At 57.8% G+C, this 19,752-nt stretch carries 16 protein-coding genes; 8 read left to right on the top strand and 8 right to left on the bottom strand.

The genetic code is table 11. The features are described 5' to 3' along the window. Positions 1-333 precede the first annotated feature (333 nt). Positions 334-672 (top strand): thioredoxin family protein, encoded by a 339-nt coding sequence (locus PK28_RS11225; RefSeq protein WP_044513894.1) that lies wholly within the window; start codon positions 334-336, stop codon positions 670-672. A 133-nt stretch (positions 673-805) separates the two neighbouring features. Beyond that, on the top strand, positions 806-1,570 hold the full coding sequence (locus PK28_RS11220; RefSeq protein WP_044513893.1) for a YdcF family protein: 765 nt from the start codon (positions 806-808) through the stop codon (positions 1,568-1,570). Positions 1,571-1,626: 56 nt separating this feature from the next. Here the strand turns inward: PK28_RS11220 and PK28_RS11215 are convergent, their stop codons facing one another. Continuing rightward, entirely contained in the window at positions 1,627-3,030 is a 1,404-nt protein-coding gene (locus tag PK28_RS11215) for an NAD-dependent succinate-semialdehyde dehydrogenase (RefSeq protein WP_044513890.1), read from the bottom strand. Between the two features lie 234 nt (positions 3,031-3,264). On the opposite strand from PK28_RS11215, the gene PK28_RS11210 reads away from it, so the two are divergent. The 5 genes from PK28_RS11210 to PK28_RS11190 all read left to right on the top strand — a co-directional run bounded on the left by PK28_RS11210 (position 3,265) and on the right by PK28_RS11190 (position 6,673). Further along, positions 3,265-3,819: an RNA polymerase sigma factor gene (locus tag PK28_RS11210; protein ID WP_044516900.1), complete on the top strand. Its 555-nt coding sequence runs from the start codon at positions 3,265-3,267 to the stop codon at positions 3,817-3,819. Positions 3,820-3,821: 2 nt separating this feature from the next. Next, positions 3,822-4,670 carry an anti-sigma factor gene (locus PK28_RS11205; RefSeq protein WP_044513888.1) on the top strand — a complete coding sequence of 283 codons (849 nt, stop codon included), beginning with the start codon at positions 3,822-3,824 and terminating at the stop codon, positions 4,668-4,670. A 99-nt stretch (positions 4,671-4,769) separates the two neighbouring features. Continuing rightward, positions 4,770-5,309 carry a heme NO-binding domain-containing protein gene (locus PK28_RS11200; RefSeq protein WP_156126359.1) on the top strand — a complete coding sequence of 180 codons (540 nt, stop codon included), beginning with the start codon at positions 4,770-4,772 and terminating at the stop codon, positions 5,307-5,309. Positions 5,310-5,411: 102 nt separating this feature from the next. Next, on the top strand, positions 5,412-5,876 hold the full coding sequence (locus PK28_RS11195) for a peroxiredoxin (RefSeq protein ID WP_044513882.1): 465 nt from the start codon (positions 5,412-5,414) through the stop codon (positions 5,874-5,876). An 86-nt stretch (positions 5,877-5,962) separates the two neighbouring features. Then, complete coding sequence (locus PK28_RS11190) at positions 5,963-6,673, top strand: GAF domain-containing protein (protein ID WP_048825914.1); 711 nt, start codon at positions 5,963-5,965, stop codon at positions 6,671-6,673. 85 nt (positions 6,674-6,758) lie between these two features. On the opposite strand, the gene PK28_RS11185 is transcribed toward PK28_RS11190, so the two are convergent. The 7 genes from PK28_RS11185 to PK28_RS11155 form a co-directional block, all read right to left on the bottom strand. Next, positions 6,759-8,618, bottom strand: coding sequence for a M2 family metallopeptidase (locus PK28_RS11185; RefSeq protein WP_044513880.1), 1,860 nt, complete (start codon positions 8,616-8,618; stop codon positions 6,759-6,761). 145 nt (positions 8,619-8,763) lie between these two features. Then, positions 8,764-9,699, bottom strand: a complete 936-nt coding sequence (locus PK28_RS11180; protein ID WP_044513877.1) for a M90 family metallopeptidase — start codon at positions 9,697-9,699, stop codon at positions 8,764-8,766. 135 nt (positions 9,700-9,834) lie between these two features. Then, a complete protein-coding gene (locus PK28_RS11175; protein WP_048825912.1) occupies positions 9,835-12,363 on the bottom strand; it encodes a DUF5916 domain-containing protein in 2,529 nt (842 codons plus the stop codon). A gap of 351 nt (positions 12,364-12,714) precedes the next feature. Next, positions 12,715-13,542, bottom strand: a complete 828-nt coding sequence (locus PK28_RS11170) for a DUF4097 family beta strand repeat-containing protein (RefSeq protein WP_044513875.1) — start codon at positions 13,540-13,542, stop codon at positions 12,715-12,717. Beyond that, positions 13,542-14,408 carry a DUF4097 family beta strand repeat-containing protein gene (locus PK28_RS11165; RefSeq protein WP_044513874.1) on the bottom strand — a complete coding sequence of 289 codons (867 nt, stop codon included), beginning with the start codon at positions 14,406-14,408 and terminating at the stop codon, positions 13,542-13,544. Before PK28_RS11165 ends, PK28_RS11170 begins: the two co-directional genes overlap by 1 nt. Continuing rightward, positions 14,356-15,285, bottom strand: a complete 930-nt coding sequence (locus tag PK28_RS11160; protein ID WP_048825910.1) for a HEAT repeat domain-containing protein — start codon at positions 15,283-15,285, stop codon at positions 14,356-14,358. The genes PK28_RS11165 and PK28_RS11160 overlap by 53 nt, the downstream gene beginning before the upstream one ends. After that, positions 15,260-15,832 carry an RNA polymerase sigma factor gene (locus PK28_RS11155; RefSeq protein WP_316931931.1) on the bottom strand — a complete coding sequence of 191 codons (573 nt, stop codon included), beginning with the start codon at positions 15,830-15,832 and terminating at the stop codon, positions 15,260-15,262. Before PK28_RS11155 ends, PK28_RS11160 begins: the two co-directional genes overlap by 26 nt. A 394-nt stretch (positions 15,833-16,226) precedes the next feature. Here PK28_RS11155 and PK28_RS11150 point away from each other — a divergent pair, with 394 nt between their 5' ends. After that, positions 16,227-19,727 (top strand): PAS domain S-box protein, encoded by a 3,501-nt coding sequence (locus tag PK28_RS11150; protein ID WP_048825908.1) that lies wholly within the window; start codon positions 16,227-16,229, stop codon positions 19,725-19,727. The last annotated feature ends 25 nt before the right edge of the window (positions 19,728-19,752 follow it).

The raw sequence follows: 19,752 nt of genomic DNA, 5'->3' as shown, positions 1-19,752 counted from the left end.
CTAAAGGATGCCTCGGACAAATAAAAAAAGACAAACCAATAATCAATATGCTGATTTTTAGATATATAAAATGATGAGTGCTAGTGCTTATAATGACGTCGGTGAATATCAGGTTAAGAAATGGCTTATGCATAGGCACAACACTCAGTATAAGCTGAAGGGGCAAAGCAATTGATACCGGGAGAAGCCAGAAAAAGCTATATAGACTTTAATCTTTTTATTGTCAGTAATTTACATGGATTAAGCAGATGCAGGGGATTTATTCGGCCTATTCTGGTGTATGCGTGTGTGCCAAGGGGCCGTACTTCACTTTCTATTATTGCAACACCACCTATGCGTATACTGGATACCCATGATGAGGTCCTCCGCCGTCTGACCCACGAAAGGCAGAAGGTTTTTGCCAAGTTTACTTCCGATAATTGTCCTACCTGCGAGCAGCTGACCAAGCCTTTCATCCGTTTATCCGATGATCCGGCTTTTGAAAATATCCTGTTTGTGCGGCTGAACTCGGAAGAAAACCCGGTAGCCAAACAAATGATGCAGGAGAAAGTAGCCCCATTCTTCGTGTCCTACTGCCAGGGTCAGCTATTGGAGTGCGACACGCTGTTTACCGAAGAAGAAGTGAAGAACATGATTCTGCGGCTGCGCCACTATATGCCTAAAGCATCGTAATGCGCTTTCGGGTGCATAAGGATATTGTTGCCTTGGGCTTTTTTCTGCTGACGCTGGCCCTGCTGTTTCTGTTCTTTCGCTAGCAAACGGCGCTGTTAAGCGCAGGTGAGGAATTCGCGGTAGCTTCGCGGCCATGTTCTTCGTGCTTTCCAAAGTGCTGGATTGGGCCCTGATGCCGGCCCTCTGGCTTGTTCTGCTCCTGCTGGCGGCCGTGCTGGACCGCCGGGCCCTCTGGCGCCGCCGCTGGCGGCTGGCGGCACTGGCCATTGCTATTATCGGTACCAACCTGGCCCTGGCCAACGCGGCCCTGCTGGCCTGGGAACTGCCGCCGGTGCCCCTGAGCCGCATTGCCCCCCACGATGCCGGCATACTGCTCACGGGCATTGCCAACGGAAAAAAGTCGCCCCACGACCGGGTGTATCTGAGCGAAGGCGCCGACCGCCTCCTGCATACGCTGTGGCTGTACCGGGCTGGTCGTATCCGCTACATTATTATTTCCGGCGGCTCGGGCGCCCTGCAGGGCAGCCAGCGAACCGAAGCTGCCGAACTGGCCATTCTGCTCCGGCTGGCTGCCGTGCCCACGGCCAACATCCTGATAGAAGACCGCAGCCGCAATACCCGCGAAAATGCCCTGTTCACGCGGGAGCTGCTACAGGCCCACCCCGATATTAAATCCTTGGTGCTAATCACCTCTGCCTTTCATCAACGCCGGGCTCTGGGCTGCTTTGAGAAAGCCGGGTTGCACCCCACCGCCTTTCCGGCCGGCTTCCTCACCCGGGACCCCAGCCCTACGCCTGATTACTGGCTGGTACCCAATGCCCAAGCCCTGGAGCGCTGGACCACCTTGCTGCATGAAGTAGCCGGTTACCTCATTTATAAGCTGATGGGTTACTGCTGATGCTTATTGGCAGAGAAAACGCAACTCGATAAAGCCTGTAGGTACCTATCAACCCGCTATTCGATTTTGGTTTTGTGAGCGGATGGCGCTGCCTCGTCAGCAATCCAGATGCTTTTCTGATTGACGAACTCCCGAATGCCCAGGTAGGAAAGCTCGCGCCCGTAGCCCGATTTCTTTACGCCGCCAAAGGGCATTTCCGGGGAGGACTTCACCAACGAATTCACAAACACAGCGCCGGCCTCTACCTGACGCGCCAACTCCTCGCCCCGGCGCACATCCCGCGTCCAGATGGCGGCACCCAGGCCAAAGGGCGAGTCGTTGGCCAGCTGCACAGCGTGGTCAGCGTTCCGGGCTTCCAGCACCAGCGCTATCGGCCCAAAAAACTCCTCGTGGTAGGCCGGCTGCCCGGGCTTCACATTCGATAAAATAACGGGCCGGAATAAAGCAGTGCCAGGCTTAGACTGCCCCCCATAGAGCTCTACGCGCGCCCCTTTCTTCACCGATTCCTCTACCTGTTTGGTGAGGTCGTCGGCCAGGTCGGGGCGGGCCAGGGGACCGTACTGGGTGGTTTCCTCCAGCGGGTCGCCGGTACGCATGGCCAGCAAGTGCGTTTTCAGCTTGCTGATGAAATCCTTCAGAATGGGTTTCTCCACAATAAAGCGCTTAGCGGCAATGCAGCTCTGGCCGGCATTAATCATGCGGGCCTGGGCGGCAGTTTTAGCGGCCAGCTCCAGGTCGGCATCGGCCAGCACAATAAAGGCATCGGAGCCGCCCAGCTCCAGCACGGTTTTCTTGATGTTGGCGCCCGCCGTGGCGGCCACGCTAGCCCCGGCGGCCTCGCTGCCCGTGAGCGTAACGGCCCGCACCCGGTCGTCGGCAATGAGTTTGGCCACCAGGTCAGACCCAATGAGCAGCGTGCGGAAGGCGTTGGTGGGAAAGCCGGCATCCTGAAAAATCTTCTCCAGGGCCAGGGCGCACTGTGGCACGTTGGAAGCATGCTTCAGCAGGCCCACATTGCCCGCCATAAGGGCCGGGGCTGCAAAGCGCACTACCTGCCAGAAAGGAAAGTTCCAGGGCATCACGGCCAGCACCACACCCAGGGGCTCGTGGGAGATAAGGCTGCGCCGGGCTTCGGTTTTGATGAGCTCATCGGCCAGAAATTCCTCGGCATGCTCGGCGTAGTAGTCGCAGGTAAGGGCGCATTTCAGCACCTCGGCGCGGCCATCGTTGATGGGCTTGCCCATTTCCAGGGCCATGAGGCGGGCCAGCTCATCCTGCCGCTCCCGCAGCAGGCGGCCTGCGGCTTGCAGGCACACGGCTCTTTCCGCAAAGGACGAGGTGCGCCAGCGGGCGGCCTCCCGGTGGGTCTGGCTCAGGATGCGCTCGGTTTTAGCCCAGCTGAAGGGCCGGAAGCGGCGGAGCGTGCGGTTGGTATAGGGATTGAAAGATTCAATAGCCATATGCGGGAGGACAAGGGGGCGAAAAGGCGCCTGGGTTCGGGAAGTGGTGTTTTGCCTTACGCAGCCCGCGGCCCAAAGGCTGCTAAAAGGCTGCTTTGTCTTCAAGGAGTGATAAAATATATAACAAAGTTGACCCCTTGCGTATTTAGGTGGCAAGAAACCGGGGTAAATGTTACATTTGGCCATAGGCTCGACCCCCAGTGTGGTTTAACGTCCTACTTATACGCAGACTTTGTGCCTTTAACCTCCACAGAATTAGCCTCCATCACCGAAGAGCAGCTGGTACAGCGGCTGCGGACCCGAGACGAGTCGGCCATGACGGTGTTCTACGATAAGTATGGCACCGCGCTTTATGGCGTCATCCTTCGTATTGTAAAAAAAGAAGAAGAGGCCGAGGACGTGCTGCAGGAAGCACTGGTTAAAATCTGGCATTCCTTTCTGAGCTACGATACGTCAAAGGGACGTCTGTTTACCTGGGTGCTGAACATTTGTCGGAATTTAGCTATCGACAAAATCCGCTCTCGTCAGCACCGCGTAGGTACTCGTACACAGCCGCTGGAAGACAGCCCGGCACAGTGGCAGGCCGCCCCCACGGCGTTCCGCCCTGAGCATATCGGGATACAGGAGATAACTAAACAGCTCAATCCGGAGCAAAAAGAGATTATCGACTTATTGTACTTCGGCGGTTTTACGCAAAGTGAAGTGGCAGAAGAACTCAATTTACCCCTCGGCACCGTTAAGACCCGCGCCCGGGCCGCCATCAAAGTACTCGCAAAACTGATTCGATAGCCGTGAACATTCAGGAATATATCGAATCAGGCGTTTTAGAGCAGTATGTGCTCGGGACTCTCACGCCGCGCGAGCAGGCGGAAGTAGAGCACCAGGCCGCTGCCTACCCCGAGATTCGACAGGAACTAGACCAGATTACGCAGGCCCTGGATGGCTATGCGCTGGCCCACGCCGCCCAGCCGCCCGCCGGCATGCGGGAACGGGTGCTGGCCGGCTGGCAGGCCGCTATTCAGGCCGATGCCCCGCCCACCGCTGCACCCCCCGTAGCTGAGCCCGGCCGCGTTATTGCCATGCCACCGCCCCAGGAAGCGACGCCCTCTACGGGGCGGGTGCTTACCTGGCTGATGGCCGCTGCCGTTGCGCTGCTGCTGGTGAGCAACTTTATTTTCTACCGCAACTGGCAGAATGCCTCTCAGGAGCTGGTAGCCATGCAAAGCTCCCGCGACGAGCTGGCGGCCAATACCCGTGTGGTGCAGCAGCGGCTGACCCAGCGCACCGCCGAGCTGGCTATGTTCCGGGATGATGCCTACCGCATGGTAGAGCTGACCGGTACACCCAACGCCCCAGGCGCTAAGGCCAAGGTGCATTTTAACCCCGCTACCCGGGCTGTATACGTAGAGGTGCGCAACCTGCCCAAGCCCCCGGAAGGCAAACAGTATCAGCTGTGGGCCCTGGATAAGGGCAAGCCCATTGACGCCGGTATGCTGGCCGAGGCTACCATGGTGGGGGATAGTGTGCAGCTTATGAAATCCATTGCCAGCGCGCAGGCCTTTGCCATGACGGTGGAACCTGCCGGCGGCAGTGCCAGCCCCACGCTTTCTTCCATGGCCGTGCTGGGCAACATGAACTAAACTCCGCCGCTCCGGCGCATAAGAAGCAGCTCCGTATCTTTACCAGAACCCCTGGTGAGAGCCGGAGCTGCTTTTTGTTTATCCTCTTAGTTTTTGGCTGTGCACGGAACCATCATGACCCTCCTGAAGCGCTATGTACAGACGCAATACGACCACGCCACCTGGGTGCGGCTGGTAGAGGCCTCCGGCATTGCCTACAGCGACTTTGAAGTGCAGGCCGTGTATCCGGATCAGGACCTGTATACCCTGGTGGGCCACGCCGCCGAAATGTCCGGTGTGCCGGCCGAAGAGCTGCACGAGAAATTTGGCGAGTACCTGGTGCCCGACCTGATGCTGATGTACGGCAAGCTGGTAGACCCCACGTGGCGGACGCTGGAAATGGTGGAAAACACTGAAAAGCATATGCACGTCCATATCCGGCATCAAAACCCCGGCCATAACCCGCCCGTGCTACAGGTAGAGCGGCTTGGGAAAAATGAGCTGCAGGTAGAATATGTTTCTCCGCGCCGGATGGGGGCATTGGCGGTAGGCATTATCCGGGGCCTGGCCGTGTATTACAACGAAGAAGAGCGAATTGAGATAGAGCCCGTAACCAGTGAAAACGGCGAGCGGGTGAGTATCCGGGTAAGGCGTAACTAGCCTTGCTAAACCGGATTGGGGCCGCCGGAACGGCCGGCAACCATAACCTTTCTACCCTGCCTGCGGTTAGGATCATTGCTTCAGGATAACTAAACACAGCACATGCTACAGGTAGGCAACTCAGCTCCAGACTTCACCCTCAAAACCACTACCGGCGAGACGTTTCGCCTCTCCGAGCAGCGTGGCAAGCGCAGCGTGGTATTATACTTCTACCCCAAAGATGATACGCCCGGCTGCACCGCCGAAGCCTGTTCTTTCCGCGACCAGTACGAGGATTTTAAGGATCTGGGCGCCGAGGTGGTAGGCATAAGCTCCGATAGCGAGGCCTCGCATCAGAAGTTTACCCAGAAGCACCGTTTGCCCTTCCCGCTGCTGGCTGATGAAGGCGGCAAAGTGCGCAAGCTCTATGAGGTGCCCCGCGCGCTGCTGGGCATAATTCCCGGCCGGGTCACGTTCGTCATCGACAAAGAAGGGGTTATCCAGTACATCTTTAACTCCCTTAACCGGGCCACCGACCACGTAGCCAACGCCAAGCAGGTGTTAACCACTCTGAGCATGCCGGCGTAAGCCAGGTACTGGCGACAAGCAGGATACATGGGGGTAGCTTAGAATACCCTTGGCCAATTTCTAAGAAGAGTACTTGATAGAATAGCATGAGCGATAAGCTTCCCCAATCTCTGATACCCGATACAGATGGTGCCCGCCTGCGGACGCTGCATCAGTACCAGATTGTGAACACCACGCCGGAGAGGATTTTTGATGATTTTGTCGCCCTGTCTGCGCAGCTCTTTAACGTTCCTATCTCCCTGATTTCATTGGTAGATGAGGATAGGGTGTGGTATAAGGCCAACACCGGAATGCCCGGGCTGGAAGCCGTGGCTCGCCCGGACAGCCTCTGCTCGGCGGCCATTCTGCAGGATGAGCCCCTGGTATATCCGGATCTGGAAAAGGAGCGTTGCCGGTTGGTGAGCCCCTTTGTGGCGCAGTCGGCGGGGCTGCGGTTTTACGCCGGCTCGGCCCTGCGCATGCCCGATGATTCTAACATTGGAACGCTGTGCGTCATTGGCCGGGAAGCCCGCGAGTTTACGGAAACGGAGTCGGCGCTGCTGACCCGGCTGGCCCACCTGGTTAGCCAGACCATTGCGCTGCGGGGCCAATACCTGGCCCAGGGCCAGCTGGCAGAGTGGGACTACGCCCACGATGAGCTGGAAGCCCGCCTGAACGAAAACACCACCCTGGCGCGCTATCTGACTTCCCGCGCGATGGGCGCGGCTAACTATGATACCGATGTGCTGGATATGGTGTATACCCGGCTGGAGAGCATTCAGAAAGTACTGGATAAATATCTGGTAGAGAGCCAATAGTCGGCGGTATTTCCGGCATCCATATAAAGAAAGAGCCCGCCGGATATGGCGGGCTCTTTTTGGTTAACCGGCAAAGCCGGGGTGCTTACATGGTGTACTTCCGGCCTTTGTTCTGCTGCTTCAGGTAAGCCATCAGCGGCTGGAAATAATCTACCATGGCGCGGGCAGAAAGGTCTTCGCCGGTTTTCTCTTTCAGCACCGTGCGCCAGTCTTTGCTGGCGCCGGGGCGCATAATGTCGGCCAGAAACTGCCCCACCTCTTTACTTCCGTAGTAGTTGGTAGCGTGCGGGTCCTGCTTCAGAATTTTCTTGGCCATGTGGTCGTGCAGCTGGAACAGGATAACGTAGCTCAGCGCGTAGTCATAGTACTGCGCGGGGTCGTCGTTGATGTGGGTTTTGGTGGCGGGGTCCAGGTACTGCTCGCCGCGCGTGGTGGGCGGCACAATACCCTGGTACTGCTTGGCCAGGGCCCACCAGCGGGCATTCAGCTGGTCGGCGGGGAGCTTATCGGCATAGAAGCTGTTTTCCCACTCACTCATCACCCCCGAAGCAAAGGGAATGAACACGGCATAGTTCAGGGCTTCCTTCAGCAGCGTCTGGGTCTGGTCGGTCTGGGTTTTGGGGTCTACCAGATTCAGGCCCGCCAGAAAGGGCTTTTGGGTAGCGGCCAGGCCCATGAGGCTGCCCATGGCCTCATGGTAGGCCCGGTTAGCACCACCGCGCAGCAGCACGGGCACCTCGGGGTTGGTGTAAGTGAGGTAGTAGTAAATGTGCCCCAGCTCGTGGTGGGTGGTTTCGTACCACTCGGTGTTGCCTTCCACGCTCATCAGGCTGCGCACATCGTGGTCCAGGTCCATATGCCAGGCCGAGGCGTGGTTGTTCTTTTTGTACCCGGCATCTTTAGGCAGCGGGTACAGGCTCGACTTTTCGTAGAACGAAGCGGGCAGGGCCGGGAAGCCCAGGCTCTGGTAGAAGCGCTCGGCCTGCTTTACCTGCCACTCAGCCCCCTTTTTGGCCAGTATGGGGTCGATGTTCAGGCCTTTCACGTCTACCATGGCGCTCCAGTCCTGGCCCCAACGGTTGGGCAGCCAGGAAGCCGGCAGATAGTCGGGCACCTGCTTCACGTTGTACTTCTTGGCCAGCTCGTAGCGGGCGTAGGTGTGCAGCTCCCGGTAAAGCGGGCGCAGCTCGTCGTTTATTTTGCGGACCAGCGCCATCATCTCCTCGCGGGTCATGCCGTAGTCGGAGGCCTGGTAGGTGAAGTAGTCGGGGTAGCCCAGGGCCTGCACGGTCTGGTTGCGCAGGTCGCGCAGGTTCAGCAGGCCATCTTTCAGCGTGGGGCCAATGGCTTTGCTGGCTTCCCAGATCTGCTGGCGCTTAGCCGGGTTTTTTTCCTTGCGCAGGAGCTCGTCCAGGTCGTTGGTGGTCACGGATTTGCCCTGGTACTTGTAGTCGAAACCGTAGAGCTTTTCTGTTTGGGCGGCTTCGGCCTTAATGCGGCGCTTCACCACCTCGGCAATGGTCTGGGGCGAGTTGGCGGCGTTGTACAGCGCCGTTTGCAGCTGCTTTACCTGCAGCTCGCTGAGGTCAGCTTTGTGGTCGAGCAGTTCCCGCAGGCGCTTGATATTCTCTGCCGAGCCGGTGAAGGCGGCCATGCGCTCATTAGCGCGGGTGGTGGCTCCGGAGTTGGCCGTGTCGCCAGCCACAATATGCGTGTTGGAGCGCCATTCCGCTTCCGCCGAGGCGGTGTAGAGGCGCTGGTATTCGGCGGAGTAAGACTTCAGAAAATCATCGGCCTGCTGGCTCCAGGAAGGGGCGGCCGCAACCGGCGCCGTTTCGGTGGGGGCCGGGGTAGTAGCTACGGGCGCCTTGCTGGTAGTAGCACACGACCATACGCCCGTACCCAGCGCCGCGAAGGCCAGGCCGGATAACAAGGTTTTTTTCATGGGTGGGAAAGAAGGGTAAGACAAAGGAAGGCCGCCAGGCGGCGAAAGGCCTAAATTAACCATCCGCCCGGAATTCGCACGGTGGCTCGGCATTCCCCGGCAAGGATAGCCGCGCCGGGGGAATGCGGGCCGCATCCATGACAACTCAGGCTTCCTGCAGCAAATGACATTCTTTGTACTTTTTGCCACTGCCGCAGGGGCAGGGGTCGTTGCGGCCAAACTTGCGGCGACTGCGCAGCGCCTTCAGCCACAGGCGCGGGTCGGTGGCCCACTGCCCAAAGCGGCTGCGCGGGTTCTGGCGGAAGGCCAGCAGCAGCAGCCCATATAGCTCGGGGTGCTCGGTCTGCAGCTTCTCGGGCTTCTCAAAGAAATACTCCGTTACCACGGCAAAAAACTCCGCCTCATTGGTGCCCGCGTAGTCGTTTATTTCGGAGCGCCCGGCCCGGATGGCGGCTATTTCGCGCTGCATCACGGCTTCCCACTCGGGGCGCAGGGCGGCCGGAAACGTGAGGGCCGGCACCCCGTCAATGACGCCATCGGCCTCATCCAGCAGATGCACAAACTCGTGAATGCCCACGTTCTGGCGGTCCAGCGAATCCTTGAAACCCTGCTCCAGGGAGGCTTTGGAAAGGTGCATGTAGTGGGAGGACTGGAAGTTGCGCACCGAGCCCAGCAGCGTGCCGGCCAGCGGGGCTTGCTCCTTGTGGGGGTCCTGCTTTTCCTTCCAGGCATCCGGCACCACCAGCACCTCGCTCAGGTTTCCATACTCCCAATCGGGAAAGCCAAACACCGGAATAATGGCCGAGGCCGCCACCAGCACCCGCGTAACATCGTCAATATCAGTCTGGATACCCGTAATGCGGGTCTGGGCCAGAAAAACCTGGATTCGTTTTTCGAAACGAGTTTTATCAACCTCGGAAAGCGACAAATAAAAGGCTACCCGCTCAGCCAGAATCTGCCGCCAGCTGGCCGGAAACTCCGCGGCCAGGGCCTGCTCGCGAAGGCGGGCGTCGCGCGTGACATACCGGTAAAAGAAAAACACCGTAACGGCCACCAGCGCCGCAAAAATAAAATACTGCATGGGCCCAGTAAACGGGGGCTTCCGGGGAAGGTTGTACGGTTTTTGAGGGCCCGGAACACCAAAAGCCCAGAGGCATTATTACTGACCTCTGGGTTTTTGGCTTTGTTTTGAAAACAGGCCTTTTTACTGCCGCCACTATTTAGGCCTTCTCACCATCAGATAATCCAGATAATAAAGAACCTTCACGGAGAGAGAGTTATTGTGCGGCGTATTGATGGTGTTGTTGAAGTTATCGAAGTACTGGGGCGTGGCTTTTTCGGCATTCAGGAAGGTGTAGCCGGCGTTTTTCCAGACCACGCTTACCTGCGAGCCGGGCGCAAACCACCAGGAGTACACCGCATCCACGTTGAAAGCATTGTAGGTATTGTCGCGGTTGCGGCGGTAGTCGGCCTGGCGCTCTTCGCCATCAGGGCCCAGCACGGCAAAGTCAGCGTAGCGCACGTTGCTGGTGTAGTGGCGCGTGCGCAGCGTGAACGACATACGGTTGGTGAAGGTATAGGCCGCCGATACTACGTTGGAAACCGTGGCCACATGGCGGCGGCCCAGCAGAATCTGCCCGGTGAAGGGCAAGTCCAGAGCTTCGTCCTGGCTGAGGCCGCCGTTTACAAAGCCAATCTGGTTGCGTTGCAGGCTCCAGTCCAGGCTATAGCTGAAGGTGAGGTGGTTGTTTATCCGGTAGCGGGGGTAGGCGCCCAGGCTGTATTTCAGGCGTCGCTCGCGCGGCAGCCGCTCATCCAGGCCGAAGCGCTGCAGACCGGCGTTCATACCCAGGGCAAACCGCTTGCGCGTATCGGAATTCAAGAAAGCCACGAAGTCGGCATTGCCGGGCACCCGCACAAAGAAGTCGCCCAGGGGGTAGGTGCGGGGCTCAAAGTAGTCGTGCGAAACGGGGCTCAGCACAAAGTCGTAGCCCACCTGCAGAAAGCTCTTGGTGAAGGTTGTGTTGAAGCCGTTGTAGAAATACAGGCTCTGATAGCGGGTAGGCTTATAGAGCAGCTCGTGGCCCACCTGCCCGAAAAACGCCATGTTGTTCACCTTCCAGAACGGCTGGTACTTGCGGTAGGCCACGCTAAACGACTGAGAAATACTGTTGTTGGAAAACAGCAGGCCCAAATCGTTGGGGTTGTACTTGTCTGACTCTATGCTGTGGTTTATGTCCCAGGTCAGATTGCCGCTGATTTTGCCCACGCCCAGGGAGTATTTGTAGCCGTCCTGGTCGTCAATAGGCTTATCCGAGCCGAACTGGGTACCGCGCCGCCGCGAATACACCATGCTGCCATCCAGGGCGTAAGAGTTTTTCTTGTTGTTGAAGCGGAACAGGCCGCCCGTCACGTTGGCATCGTAGGTACTGCCCCAGCGCGTGACGTTGGTGTTGATGAGCGACACATAGGAGTTGTTTTTCAGGGACTGATCCAGCACGGCAATGTTGTAATTGCTGAAGGGCTGCGTGAGGACCTCCCGCTCCTCGCCGGTTTCGGTGTTGCGCACGGTAGCGTACACATCATTGGAAAGCGCATTGAACAACCCCACGCCCAGCCCCTTTTTGGTGCGCCCCGAAATCTTGGTAGCATTCAGCAGGCGGGTTTCGGCCGGGTTGCGCAATATCTTCTCATTGGCACCCCGGCGTACCCCATAAAACCCGATGGGCGTGGCGCCCACACGGCGGGAGTAGAACAGGTTGCCTTTGTTGAAGAGCTCCGTGCCTTCGGTAAAGAACTGGCGGTTTTCGTTGAACTGCACCTCAAAGGGCGAGAGGTTCAGCACCTGGTTGTCGCTCTGCACCTGGCCAAAGTCGGGCACCAGCGTAGCATCCAGCGTAAAGCTTTCATTGATGCCCCATTTCACGTCAGCGCCGCCATTAAAGGAGGTGGTAGTGCGCTTGGTGCCTTCCTCATTCAGCGGGTTATGGTTCACATAAGCGGAAATGTAAGGCGTGAGGGAGAGGCGGAGCGGTGGTTTAATGTCGCGCACGCCGCGCAGCTCGCCCCACTGGTTTACAAAGCCATTCACGGTGGGCTTCACCTCGTTCCAGAAAAACTGCTGGTTGTCGCGCTTGCGCTGGCGGGCAAAGTTGAGACCCCAAAGCTGCTCGGGTAGTTTGCTGAAGCGAATGGCGGAGTACGGAATGCGCATTTCAGCCACCCAGTCGGTACCATGCTGGGTGGTGCGGGCATCCCACACGGCGTTCCAGTTAAAGTCTTCGCCCCCGGCCGGGGAGTAGCGCCCGTCCAGCTGCACGCCCGAGGTGGTCACCGTAAAGTTGTAGCCATTCAGCTGGTCGTGGTAGGTATCCAGAAACACGGAAAACAAGTCGGAGTTGCCAAACTGGTCCCGCTGGGTCATCTCCCGCATAATGGAGTCGGGGGAGGAGTCATGCATAATGGCCCCGATGTAGAGGTTGGCGTCGTCGTAGAGGACACGCACCTCGGTGCGGTGCTTCTCGGGCACGCCGGGGTTGGGCCGCTGCTGAATAAAATCGGTAGCAATGGGCGCCTGCTGCCACACGGCTTCATCCAGCAGCCCATCCAGCTTAATACCCCCACTAATGCGCAGGGCCTGCAGCTGCTTTTTGGGCGCTGCCGCTGCCGGGGCGGGCGCTACCTGGGCCAGGGCCTTTATGCCCAGAAACAGGAGGCCCAGAAAAAGAATAGAAATACGGAACATGGTGCTGGTTTTCAGGAGGTAGGAACTGAAAGTAGGGCGAGGAGGAGCAGCCTAAAACAGGGCCGCAAGCCGGACAAAGCCGTGGCAGTCAGCAACAAAAAGCTGCGCTGGAAAAAGCTGTCGGCAGAAGGAACGGTAGGAGGAGAGGGCTTGCTGCCGACGCCGGATGGAATGCTGCCGGAAGGCAGATTCCCGCAGAAGGGACGCGGTGAGCCCCGGAAATTAAGTACCCAGTCCCGGCAAACTCCCTTGTTACGGAGTCACTCACCACAGCTTACTCCTGATAATGCAGTATCAACAGAGAGGCCGGGACTGAGAATTACCCAACTGATATATGTATAAGTTAGTGCTTTACTTGGCCCGGCGGATATAAATGTCGCCGTTTAAGCTCTTCATCATAAACTCGGCGCCGCCGCCGTTAATCTTGCCGTACGTCCAGTTGTCGGTGTTAACGCGGTAGGTGCCATTCTTGGCGGTGCGCGTTACCTTGGGGGCGCTGTCGTCGGTGGTCATGTCGAAGTCGCTGTAGATTTCACCCATATCCGACTTCAGCTTAAGGGAAGCCTTGGCTTTGGCCGGTAGGGTAATGTCCAGCTTGCCGTTCACGGTGGAGAAGGCCATGGGTGCGCCCGCCGTTACGCTGTTGAAATCGGCTAATATTTCCCCGTTCACCGTGTTCAGCACTGCGGAGCCAGCCACATCCTTCAGCCGGATAGAGCCATTCACATTGGCTACCTCCAGCTCACCGGCCACGTTTTCTACCACCACGTCACCATCCTGCACAGTAGAAATCTGCAGGGAAAACTGCCGGGGCACCCGAATAACGAAATCAACCGGATGCTGCCAGGACTGCGTTTTGATATACACGTGGTTAGCGCGCTCCTGCGCTGTCACGTCCATGTTATCGGCCTGAGAAATGCGGCGCATACCGGCGGGCGCTTCCGAGGAGCCGGACTCGCGCCGCCCGCCCCGGGTAGAGGTTTCAATCACGACGTTTTTATCCGATGTGCCAATGACCCGAATACCGCCTCCCACCAGCTTAAGATGCAGTGTGCCGGGCTTGCCGGGGGAGCTGAGCGCCACCACCATCTGGTCTTTGGTAGCCTGCTGCGCCAGCAGTGGCTGGGCCCAGGTAAGTACCAGAAAAGCCAGGAGGGCACGAAATACTATCTTGTTCATCAGTTTTGCTTTTTGATGGTGACGTCGCCGTTCAGGGTTTCCAGGCGGATATCGGGGCCGCCTTTGCCCAGCCGCACGGCCGTCTCTTTGTTGAGTTTATACTTGGTGCCGGCGCCTTCGCGCTGCTGATTCTGCGTTACGCGGGCCGGCAATACTTCTGTTTGCGGGAAATCGGTATACATCTCGCCGTGCATGCTCTTAAAGTGCAGGTCCGCCGAGGCGTTGGCCGGATAGCTCACCGCTATGTCGCCGTTAATGGTTTGGTAGGAGGCTGCCTGCGTGGGCGCCGTGGTGAGGGAGACTTCTACTTTACCATTCACTGTTTTGGCCACAGTAGCCTCCCGGACATTTCGGATAATGACGGGGCCGTTCACGTTGCGGGCCTGAACCAGCCCCGTCACATCCTGTACCTGCATCTCGCCACCGTTTACCGTAGAGGCGTTTACTTTCATATCCCGGGGCACTTTCACCGTGATATCGAAGGAATACTCGTAGTCAATGTCGTGGTTGTTCCAGTTTCGGTTCCGGCGGGGCCGGGAGTCCTGGGGGCCCTGCAGGAATACAATTACACTGTCACCGCGCTGCTCAAAGCCCATCTGGGCTTCCTTTTTGCCCTGCTCTAGGTGGGTGGCGTTGTCGGCTTTAATGGTCCTGGTAGCTTCTACCACCACTTTATTGCCGCTATAGCCCTGCACCGTAACCGAGCCGAAGATGTTGTACACGGCCAGCGTGCTGCTGCCGGTGGCGCCGGTAAGGGTAATTTCCCGGTTGATTTTCTCTGTGGATTCGCGGTCCTGAGCCTGCAGAGAGCAGCTAGGCAGCCACAGAAGTGTCCAGATCAGTCCGAATATGGTGAAGGGTTTCATCGTAGGTTGAAGGGGTTGAGTGGTCCGCAGACCGTTCTGTAGACAAAGACTGAATGCTTTGCTCGATTTTGGTTTTTACCTGCTCGTTCAGGTTTTCCTGCTGCAGTAGTTTCCGCAGGGGGCGCACCGAGCGGCGCTCCTGCAGCTGCACCATCACATCGGCCATAGCCGACTGCACGAGCGGGGATTCCTGCCGGGCCAGAGAGCGTACCAGGCCCTGGCGCACGGTGGGGTCCTGGGAAAGGCCCGCCAGTACTTCCAGCGACGCCAGCCGCACATTCACGTTCGGGTCCTGGTTAAGCGTGCTGAGCAGGGCCGCCACCACCCGGTCGTTGCTGGGGGCCAACTCCTCGGCGTAGCTCACGGCGCGCAGCCGCTGCACCGCCGAGGGGTTAGCCAGCAGCGTGAGCATTTGCGCCTGCTGCACATTTCCGTCCGGGGCTTCTACTACCGCCATGGGCTGTTGGGAATCGGCCGGAGCAGCCGTTTCCCGGCCCCGCAGCAGGTAGCCGGCCGCCAGGCCCACTACCAGCAACACGAGACTGTAAGCCAGGCGGGTAGCATATTCCGGCTGCCACCAATCCTGCAGTTGTTGGAGCATGCCCGCCAACGACCAGCGCTGCTTGCGCTGCTCATCGGCCTGAAACTCCGCCAACATGCTGTAGAAGCGGGGGCGCAGCTGCTCACTGGGCTCCGGCACGGGCAGGTTTCCCATCGTGTGCCAGAGCTTTTGTACGGCCTGCAATTCGTGCTGGCAGGCCGGGCAGTGCGCCAGATGGGCGTGCATAGCCTGCTGTTCCTGCGCCGACAATTCGTTGGCCAGCAAGTCCATCAGCCCCTCTTGCACCCCCTCACAGTTTCCGAACTTGGCTTCCATTTTCCATTAGCAAATAAATGTCCTTCAATTGGCAGAGGGCCCGGTGCGCGCGCACCTTCACGGCTCCTACCGTCGTATCAAGCAGCTGCGCTATCTGCTCGTATTTCAGCTCCTGGAAACGACTCATGACGAGTATTTCCCGCTGTTCGGCACTGAGGCGGGCCATAGCCCGGTGCAATTGCGCTACCTCCTGTGCCTGCTGCAGACTGGCGTCGGCCGTCGTCCCGCCTGCAATTTTATCGGCCCAGTCTGCTATGTCCTGGTGGTGGGCCGAGGGTTTGCTTTTCTTCGCGGCATCGGCTAGCACGTTGCGCGCGAGGTGGTACATCCAGGTTCGAAACTCGCCGTCACCCGTGAAGGTGTGGCGGTATTTCAGCATGCGGTAAAACACGTTTTGCACCAGGTCTTCGCTGGCCGTGGCATTACCATTGGAGTGGTAGAAAAACGCCAACAACGGCCGATGGTAGCGCTCAAAGAGCAAGCCCATCTTATCGACCTGGCCGGCCTTCACTTGCAGCATGAGCGAATTGTCCGTGAGCGAGTTCAAGTGGAAGTCGATAAGTAGTGGGCGTATTCGAGCGTGGAAACTTCGGCTTTTGGGGAAGGTTACAGCTTATTTCAAATTAATTTTCGAAATACATCCGCTGCCCTTCTAATCCCTGGGTCAGGCCTGTTCCATAGTGGGCAGAAGCTCGCCAAAAGTGGCTGGTAGCTGCATTCAGCGAGCACCAGGCTACTGGGTAGGCGGTTGGTTTTTATAGCCGCAAAATAGTATCTAGGGTAAAATAGCTGCGCGAAGCTATTTATGAGCTACTTGCAGCCAGATTGCCGGGTATTGGATGGGGCGGTTTGTAGGCTCAGCTATACTTGGTTTCAAGGCAGAAGACACTTCAGGCCCCGCCCGGAGCTGCTTGCCGCAAGCCTACCCTTAGATTAGCGTAATGACTACCGATAAAAACCTTGCTTCCTCCTATAATTTCAACCCGCGGGAGCAGGAGCTCCTGCTGGTGCAGGAAGTATTTGATGCCGTGGTGCTGCTGGATCAGCACGGGTACATTACCTGGGTGAATCGGGGATTTACGGCGCTTTTTGGGTACGAGCACAGCGAAGTAGTGGGCCAGCCCGTCTGGATGATTCTGAGTGATTTAGCCAGCGACGAAAGCCCCGAGTACTACATGCAGGAGCGGCTGGCGGCTGGTACCGCTTTTCGCTATGAAGTGCTGGCCCCGCACAAGGATGGCACCATGGGCTGGGTGCAGGTGAAAGTGCAGCCCATGGGCCAGGGGCCCGATGGCGGCCCCCGCTTTGCCGGTCTGCTGGAGGATATAGCCGAGCGCAAAGCCACCCAGCGCTTTTTAGCCGAAAGCGAGGAGCGGTTTCGGTTTCTGGTGGAGCAGGTGCCCGGCGTACTATTTCAGTGGCGGGAAAACCAGGATGGCTCCGCCGGCCTTTCCTACAGCAGCCCCAAGCTGCGTGAGATGTTTGGCGTAGTGCCGGAGCAACTCAACCACCTGCGTGATATCATCCATCCGGAGGACAGAGCGCAGTGGGACGCCGCCATGGAGCTGGCCCGGAAGGAAGGGAAATCCTGGTCTTTTGAAGGGCGCCTGGTAGTACCCGGCCAGCCCCTGCGCTGGTGCCGGGCTAACTCCCGGCACTCCAGTACCGATGCGCAGGGTAGTATATTCAGCGGTATTCTCCTGGACATCACGGCGCTAAAGCAGGCCGAAGAAACCGTGCGCGAAAATGAGCAGCGCTGGCAGCTGGCCATGGAGCGCTTCGGCGACGGCGCCTGGGAGTTCAACTACCAGACCGGGCAGGAGTACTTCTCCAAAGCCTATATCCGCATGCTGGGCTACACCGAGGAAGAGTTTGAGAGTCATCAGCAAAGCTGGCTCAACCACGTACACCCCGACGACCAGGCCCTGAGCATACAGGCCTCCGATGCCTACCTGAGCGGGCAGGTGCCCATGTACTCTGTAGAGCGGCGCTTAATGTGCAAAAGCGGCGACTACAAATGGGTGTTGACCCGGGGCCTGATAACGAAATACGATGAGCAGGGCCGCCCCCTGATTATGACCGGCGTGCACACCGATATTTCGGAAATCAAGAAAGCCAACCTGGCCATTGAGGCCACTACGCTGCGCCTGTATACCACCATTTCCAACTTCCAGGAAGGCATTTTGCTGGAAGATGAAAGCAACCAGGTAGTGCTGGCCAACGAGGCTATCTGTCGCATCTTCGACTTGCCTGTGACGCCAGAAGCGCTGGTGGGCATGAACACGCTGACTTTTAATCAGCAGGTTAGAAGCAAGTTCAAAGACGAAGAGCAGTTTGACCGCCACTACCAGGCGTTGCGCCAGCACCCGCAGCTCAGAACCGGCGAAATCTTTAAGCTGAAAAGTGGCCGCACGCTGCAATGTGATTTTGTGCCCATTCAGGTAGACGATAAATACATTGGCAGCCTGTGCAAGTTCGAGGACATTACCGAGCGCAAAAACAATGAAGATGCCCTGAAGCGGCGGGAAGAAAAGTACCGCAGCATTATTGAGAGCATGAACATGGGCCTGGTAGAGCTGGACCTCAATAATAACGTGACCTATGTAAATCAGGCATTTTGCGACATTACCGGCTTTCAGCGGGAGGAATTCCTATACCAGAGGGCCATCCATCAAATTCTGCACCCAGAGGACGTGGAGTTCCTGGATGCCAAGAACAATAGTCGCCTGCAGGGCATTTCCGATACCTACGAGCTGGCCGTCATCAGCAAAACCGGAGAGGAAAAATGGCTGCTGATTAGTGCCGGGCCCATTTATAACGACCAGAAGCAGGTATACGGCTCCATCAGTATCACCCTGGATATCACGCACCAGAAGCAGTTGGAGCTTAATCTGCGTGCGGCCAAGGAGTTTGCCGAGGAGTCTACCCGCTCCAAAGAGCTATTTCTGGCCAACATGAGCCACGAAATCCGCACGCCGCTGAACGCCATTCTGGGCATGGGCCAGCTGCTGGCCAAAACCCCGCTCAACCAGGAGCAGCAGAATTACCTGCGGGCCATTGCCTCCTCCGGCGAAAACCTGCTCGTGATTATCAATGATATTCTGGACCTGTCAAAAATTGGCGCCAGCCAGCTGTCCATTGAAAGCATTGGGTTTACCATGGACCACCTGCTGCGCCAGGTCCAGAAAAGCCTGCATTTCAAAGCCGAAGAAAAAGGTCTGCTGTTCCTCACCTCTGTGGATGCGCGCCTGCCGGAAGTACTGCTCGGCGACCCATACCGCCTAACGCAGGTGCTGCTGAATCTGGCCGGCAATGCCATTAAATTCACCGAAAAAGGGCAGGTAACCATAACCTGCGAGCTACTGGCAAAGCAGCCCGGGCAGGTAGAAATTCAGTTCACCGTGTCCGATACCGGTATCGGCATCGACCCGGAATACCTGGCCGATATTTTCAAGGAGTTCAGCCAGGAAGATACCTCCGTTACGCGCAAGTTTGGCGGGACTGGCCTCGGCCTCAGCATCAGCCGCAGCCTGGTACGCCTCATGGGCGGCGAAATTCAGATTGAAAGCCAGAAATACCACGGCACCCGCAGCCAGTTTACGCTGGTGCTGCCGGTGGGCACCGCCCGGGACCTGCCCGAGAAAATAGAAGCCACCCCCGAAAGCCGGGAAATTCTGCGCGACAAGCACATTCTGCTGGTTGAAGACAACGCTTTTAACCGCCAGATTGCCAAGGGGCTACTGAGTAATGCCGGCATGCAGATTACCGAAGCCGAAAACGGCGCCATTGCCGTGGAGCTGGCCCGGCAGCACGTGTTTGACGTGATTCTGATGGACGTGCAGATGCCCGTGATGAACGGGTTGGAAGCCACTCAGTTTCTGCGCCAGCAACTGGTACTTACCACCCCCGTTATTGCCCTCACGGCCAATGCCATTAAGGGCGAGCGGGAAAAATGCCTGCAGGCGGGCATGAACGACTACCTCACCAAGCCTTTTCAGGAAGACGAGCTGTTCAAAATTATTGGCGCCTGGCTGACCGGGAAAGCCGGGCAGGAAAATGCCCTCGCTGTTTCCCGGCAGCCGGAAGAGCCGCCTTTTTATAATCTGGAAATCATTCAGAAAATAGGGCAGGGCGACCAAAGTTTTGTCCTCCTGATGCTGGAGTCGTTTATAGAAAGCGCGCAGGAGGCTATTGAGGAGCTTACCACCGCCCGCCAGCACCAGGATGTACAGGTGCTGCGCGCCAGCGCCCACAAGCTGAAGCCCAGTCTGGAGCACGTACAGGTGCACCGCATTCTGCCGCTGGTGCTGCAGCTGGATAAATGGCCCGGCAGCTTTAACCCCGATATTCTGGAGCCCCTGATTGAGGAAACCACGCTGCTGCTGCAGGAATTAATAGCCCAGATGACCCAGGAGCTGCATTCCCTGCAGAGCGAGGCCTAGCACCGGCTACGCCCATCCGCGCTGC

This window comes from Hymenobacter sp. DG25B (assembly GCF_000801315.1).
Classification (GTDB): Bacteria; Bacteroidota; Bacteroidia; order Cytophagales; family Hymenobacteraceae; genus Hymenobacter.
The sequence above is the reverse complement of the archived record's forward strand: the minus strand, read 5'-3'. Positions and strand labels throughout refer to the sequence as shown.